The following is a 6,045-nucleotide window of genomic DNA, read 5'->3' on the forward strand; positions in this document are numbered from 1 at the left end:
GAGCTGGAGAAGCACGTCGCCGATGCGCCGGATCGGCCGGGCGATGTTCGACACGGAAAAGACGGCGGACCCGATCAACGTCAGAACGACGAAGACGCCGACGATCAATGCGAAGGTGGCGACGCGGTCCAGTTCGGCCAGCATCTCGCCCTTGCGGCGCGCGGCGAATTCGTTGGCAACGCCGACCAGATCGTCGATCCGTTTGCTGACTTCCAGGGCTGCCGGACGCATACGCTCTGCGAGAATGGTGGCCTTCGTCGACTCTGCGGCAGTCCTGGCGCCGCCCGAGGGGGCGCCAATGACGGTCTTTTGCGCCCCCGCCAGTTCAATGCCGCTGGTCAGATACGCATCGACGAATTTCTTGGTCTCACGATAGGCGTCCTGGGTGACCTTGCGGGTCGCCCGGTCGGTGGCCGTATCGATTTCCGCGCCGGCTTCGCCTGCTCGCGCGCGGAGATTCTCGAGGAGCTTGTCAACCTCTCCGGCTGACGAGGCGGAGCTGATCTCGAGAGCTGCGAGCTGCGCCCGCGCCATCGCCGTCTGCGCCGCTTGCGCATTGCCTTTGTTGAGGTAGTTGATCGTGACCAGGCGATTGGATTCGGCAATCGACCGGTTGCCGAGCATCTGGTTGGTCAGCATGCCGCAGACCAGCACAACGCTCACGCCGGTGACGATGCCGAGCTTTGTTCCAATGCGAAACCTGAATGATCCCACCGCTCTCTCCTCGCGTTGCTGTATAGCAGGTATTCGCAACCAATGATTGAGATTTGGGTAATATTCGCGGATCTCCGGTAGAACTACGGCCGACATATTCGACGATGGAATTTTCCTGCATGGTTCCGCTATGTGCGCGCTCGTGCTTTGAGTTCCCCCGTCTCTGTCCTAGCGTGATTGATGCCTTTCCGGGATCGACCTAATTCCTATCGGCCGCAGTTCGGCGGCTCGCCGTTCGGTCGGCGCTTCTCCGGATTATTGCCGTGGATGTTCGTGGTGGGCATCGCGCTGGCCGTCGTACTCACCTTTCGCCATGGAATGGGCTGGCTTGTTCCTGATGCCGATGGCGACCGCACGCGGAATGCCGAGATCGTTCTCGAGCAGGCGGGCCATCCCGATGTTCGCGAGCCGGTGGACGTCATTCGCACCATCGACGGCGACACCTTTCTCGCGCGTGTTCGTCAGCGCGGCGGCCGCGATCTCGTCGTGCGGGTTCGGTTGCGCGGCATCGACGCGCCCGAGATGAAAGCGTCTTGCCGGGAGGAGCAGGACAAGGCCGAAGCCGCGGCCCGCGCGTTGCGCGATCTGCTCGGTCAGGGCGACGTGACGATCACCAATCTCGGCCCCGACAAATACGGCCGCGTTCTCGCCGACGTCGCGACCCGGCGGACTGCGAACGTTGCGGCGGCATTGCTCGCCGGCGGTTTTGCGCGAAGCTACACTGGCGGCCATCGCGACGGCTGGTGCACGCGCGGCTGGCGCTTCTGGTAACAAAAAAGCCGCGTTCGGGGACGCGGCCTTTTCCTGTCTTGCCTTGATCCCGGCGATCAGCGCGTCACGACCACCGTGGTGCCGACCGAGACGCGGCCATAGAGATCGGTGATGTCGTCGTTGAGCATGCGGATGCAGCCATAGGAGACGAAGCCGCCGATCGAGCCCGGCACGTTGGTGCCGTGGATGGCGTATTCACCGCCGGCCAGCGTCATCGCCGCAACGCCCATCGGGTTGCGCGGCGAGCCGCCCGGAATCATGTCGGGAATGCTCGGCTTGTCACGCTTGACCTCGGCCGGCGGTGCCCAGGCCGGGTTGCGATATTTCCCGTCAATGCGGGTAGTGCCGGCCCATTGCTTGCCGGACTTGCCGACGCCGACCGGATAGCGCACGGCGTGGCCGTTATCGAGGATGAGATAGAGCCGCCGCTCGCTGGTTTTGACCACGATGGTGCCCGGCGAATAGTCGGCCAGATGCGCCCCCACCATTTCCGGCCGCGCCTGCGCCGCCGTCGACATCAAGACCCCTGCCCCGATGGTGGCGGCCAGCGCCGCCGCAATCCTAATCGACATCGATTTTCCCCTAAGCCCGAACGGATCGTCCAAAATTACGCGGAACCGGCAATTGCCAGCTTGCCACGTCCTTGTCAGGGGACATTCTTAACCGCGCCCTTTAACCGGTTGGTTTCCAAGCACGGCTGCCAAGGGCCAGCCAGCAGGGGGAACAAAGGAAATGTTCGAAATAAAGTAAATGACCTGAAAACAACACTCGGCGGGAAAGATGTAGCCGCACCGGCACGCGCGCTGACGAGTGCGTGAGGATGTGAACGGCTGTTGTTTACCGGAGGGTCGACGACAAACGCGGTCTCGTGTCCCGGACAAGGCGCAGCGCGTCGCGCCGCGACGCAGAGCCGGGACCCAGTTCTTTGCGCTGGGATGGATGGGCCCCGGCTCAGCAGCGCACCGCGACGTGCGCGCTGCGCTGCGTCCGGGGCAGGAGAGCAAGCTTACGCCGACTTCTTGTTCTGCCGGTTCCTGACGAGATCGTCGACCACGGCGGGATCGGCCAGCGTCGAGGTGTCGCCCAGGCTGCCCGGCTCATCCTCGGCGATCTTGCGCAGGATGCGGCGCATGATCTTGCCGGAGCGGGTCTTGGGCAGGCCCGGCGCAAACTGGATCTGGTCCGGGGATGCGATCGGGCCGATCTCCTTGCGCACCCAGGTGACGAGTTCCTTGCGCAGGTCGTCGGTCGGCTCGATGCCGGCCATCAGGGTGACATAGGCGTAGATGCCCTGGCCCTTGATGTCGTGCGGGAAGCCGACCACGGCAGCCTCGGAGACTTTCTCATGCGCCACCAGCGCGCTCTCGACTTCCGCGGTGCCCATGCGATGGCCGGAGACGTTGATAACGTCGTCGACGCGGCCGGTGATCCAGTAATAGCCGTCGGCATCGCGGCGGCAGCCGTCGCCGGTGAAGTACTTGCCCTTATAGGTCGAGAAATAGGTCTGCTCGAAGCGGGCATGGTCGCCGTAGACCGTGCGCATCTGGCCGGGCCAGGACCGCGTCAGGCAGAGATTGCCCGAGGTCTCGCCGTCCAGAACCTTGCCGTCGGCGTCGACGATCTCAGGCACCACGCCGAAGAACGGCTGCGTCGCCGAGCCCGGCTTGAGCTTGGTCGCGCCCGGCAGCGGCGTGATCAGGATGCCGCCGGTCTCGGTCTGCCACCAGGTGTCGACGATCGGGCAGCGGTCGTCGCCGACGACGCGGTGATACCACTCCCACGCTTCCGGATTGATGGGCTCGCCGACCGAGCCGAGCAGGCGGAGCGAGGCGCGCGATGTCTTCTTCACGGGCTCGTCGCCCGACTGCATCAGCGCGCGGATCGCGGTCGGTGCGGTGTAGAAGATGTTGACCTTGTGCTTGTCGATGACGTTCCAGAACCTGGAATTATCCGGGTAATTCGGCACGCCTTCGAACATCAGCGTCGTCGCGCCATTGGCGAGCGGCCCATAGAGAATGTAGCTGTGGCCGGTGACCCAGCCGACGTCAGCGGTGCACCAGTAGATGTCGCCGTCGTGATAATCGAAGACGTATTGATGCGTCATCGAGGCGAACACGAGATAGCCGGCGGAGGTGTGCAGCACGCCCTTGGGCTGGCCGGTCGAGCCTGAGGTGTAGAGGATGAACAGCGGGTCCTCGGCGTGCATGTGCTCGACCGGGCATTCCGTCGTCACCATCGCCGCCGCCTCGTGATACCAGAGGTCGCGCGTCGGGTTCATGTCGATCTTGCCGCCGGTGCGCTTGACCACCACGACCCAGTCGACGTCGTCGGCCTTGGCGAGCGCGGCGTCGACGTTGGCCTTCAGCGGCACCTTCTTGCCGCCGCGCAGGCCTTCGTCCGCGGTGATGATGATCTTGGATTTGCAGTCATTGATGCGCTGGGCGAGGCTGTCCGGCGAGAACCCCGCGAACACCACGGAGTGGATCGCGCCGATGCGCGCGCAGGCGAGCATCGCATAGGCCGCTTCCGGAATCATCGGCAGGTAGATGGTGACGCGGTCGCCCTTCTTGACGTTGCGGGTGCGCAGGATGTTGGCCATCCGGCAGACCTCGTCGTGCAGCTCCTGGTAGGTGATATGCTTGGACTGCGAGGGATCGTCGCCTTCCCAGATGATCGCGGTCTGGTTGCCGCGCTTGGCGAGATGGCGGTCGATGCAGTTGTAGGCGACGTTGAGGATGCCGTCCTCGAACCATTTGATCGAGATGTTGCCGGGCGCGAACGAGACGTTCTCGATTTTCGTCGGCGCGTGCATCCAGTCGATGCGCTTGGCCTGCTCCGCCCAGAAACCATTCGGGTCCGAGATCGAGCGAGCGTACATCTCCTTGTACTTGGCCTGGTCGACCCAGGCGCGCTTCGCCCACTCCGCCGGGACGTCGTAGATCTTCTCGGACATGCTTCCCTCCACATACGGCAGGCCGAACGCTAGCGACCGGCGAGCCGACTTGATCATTGACTGATTATGCGTCGGGCTAACCGGGCCCGACAAGGAGCACAAGCTGGACCTTCGGCGGGCGGCCGGCCATGCGGAGGATCAAGGCCACCTGCTGTGACTGTCGCAGATCTGAAACAAGCCGGCGGGCGGCTTTCGGGGCCTTGCCCAGCTCCGCGGAACAGGCCGCCGCAGGGGCCCCATGCATTAATGGAGGTATTTAGGAACCACCCTCACCGATTCGGGACTCGCAATAGTGTTCGGAACACCCTAAATGGCCAACCCGGGTCCGAAGAGACCCTTCGGAACAAAAATCAGAACAGCGGCATTGACCGGTAACAGACAGGGCTAAGGCATAAGACTATGATGGATCAGCAGAATCTCGGGACGATACGGCCCGCTTCAGCCGATCCTGCGGCCATTGCACTGGCCAAAGCCCTCGGACAATGGCCGAAACCCGCCGCTTTCAGGCGTCCTAGCCCGAAGAAGGCCTTCGACACGGCGCCCGCGGCGACGGTCGAAGCGCTTGCCAAGGAGCTCGGCCTGCGGCTCGGCGACCAGAACGAGCTGACCATCCGCCGCATCCGGCGCGGCAAGGGCTATTCCTTCGTGCGTCCCAATGGCGCACATATCCGCGACGCCCGCACCATCCGCCGGCTGCACGCCATGGCGGTGCCGCCGGCCTATCGCGAGGTGCGCTACTCCGCCGATCCGAGCTTGCATCTCCAGGCCGTGGGCCGCGATGCCGCAGGCCGGCTGCAATATCGCTATCACGCCGATTGGGAGAAGGTCCGCGAGCACCGCAAGGCGCATCGTCTGGAAAAGCTCGTCGGCGCGCTGCCAAAGATCCGGCGCAAGGTCTCGGCGTTCCTGTCGGGCGACGAGCCGACGCGTGAATTCGCGCTCTCGGCCGTGATCGAGCTGATCGCGCGCACTGCGATCCGTCCGGGCAATGAATCCTATGCCCGCCTCAACGGCACCCGCGGCGCCACCACGCTGCTGAAGTCGAACGTCACGCTTGAGGACGACAGCTTCGTGCTGACCTTCAAGGCGAAGGGCGGCAAGGCGGTGCGCAAGGAGTGCGATGCGGCCAAACTGGTGCGCGCCATCGGCATTTTGCAGGGCGTCCCCGGCAAGCGCATGTTCCAGTATCGCGATGCCTACGGCATCGTGCGCGCGGTCAACACCACGCAGGTGAACGCGTTCTTGCGCGAGATCGCCGGCATCAAGATTTCGCTGAAGGATTTCCGTACGCTGATGGCGTCTGCCGTCGTCGTGGAATCGCTGTCGCGAATCACGCCGGCGACCAGCCAGCGCGGCCGCAAGAAGCAGGTGCTGGACGCGATCCGCGCCGCAGCCGACAAGCTCTCCAACACGCCGGCGATCTGCCGCAAGAGCTACGTCCACGACACCATCGTCACCGCGTTCGAGGACGGCATCCTCGAGCGCTTCGCCGCGACCATGAAGGGCCAGCGCTCGCAGGCGAGGCGCGAGCAGCTTCTGGCGCAGGTGGTGGCGACAGCCGCGGTGTAACGACACTGCCGTAGCAACCATTAAAGCACGCCCGATTT

Annotated in this window: 4 protein-coding genes and 1 pseudogene; 2 read left to right on the plus strand and 3 right to left on the minus strand. The window is 64.2% G+C overall.

From position 1 onward, the window contains the following. Positions 1-639: pseudogene (locus IC66_RS0119295) on the minus strand (methyl-accepting chemotaxis protein); the annotation flags it as partial. A gap of 255 nt (positions 640-894) precedes the next feature. Here IC66_RS0119295 and IC66_RS0119300 point away from each other — a divergent pair. Next, a complete protein-coding gene (locus tag IC66_RS0119300) occupies positions 895-1,485 on the plus strand; it encodes a thermonuclease family protein (protein ID WP_028139329.1) in 591 nt (196 codons plus the stop codon). 56 nt (positions 1,486-1,541) lie between these two features. Here the strand turns inward: IC66_RS0119300 and IC66_RS0119305 are convergent, their stop codons facing one another. Continuing rightward, positions 1,542-2,057 (minus strand): L,D-transpeptidase, encoded by a 516-nt coding sequence (locus IC66_RS0119305; protein WP_028139328.1) that lies wholly within the window; start codon positions 2,055-2,057, stop codon positions 1,542-1,544. A gap of 434 nt (positions 2,058-2,491) precedes the next feature. Beyond that, positions 2,492-4,438: an acetate--CoA ligase gene (gene acs, locus IC66_RS0119310; RefSeq protein ID WP_028139327.1), complete on the minus strand. Its 1,947-nt coding sequence runs from the start codon at positions 4,436-4,438 to the stop codon at positions 2,492-2,494. Between the two features lie 399 nt (positions 4,439-4,837). Here acs and IC66_RS0119320 point away from each other — a divergent pair, with 399 nt between their 5' ends. Further along, positions 4,838-6,007 (plus strand): DNA topoisomerase IB, encoded by a 1,170-nt coding sequence (locus IC66_RS0119320; protein WP_028139326.1) that lies wholly within the window; start codon positions 4,838-4,840, stop codon positions 6,005-6,007. The last annotated feature ends 38 nt before the right edge of the window (positions 6,008-6,045 follow it).

This window comes from Bradyrhizobium genomosp. III, from assembly GCF_000261705.1.
Classification (GTDB): Bacteria; Pseudomonadota; Alphaproteobacteria; order Rhizobiales; family Xanthobacteraceae; genus Bradyrhizobium; species Bradyrhizobium ottawaense.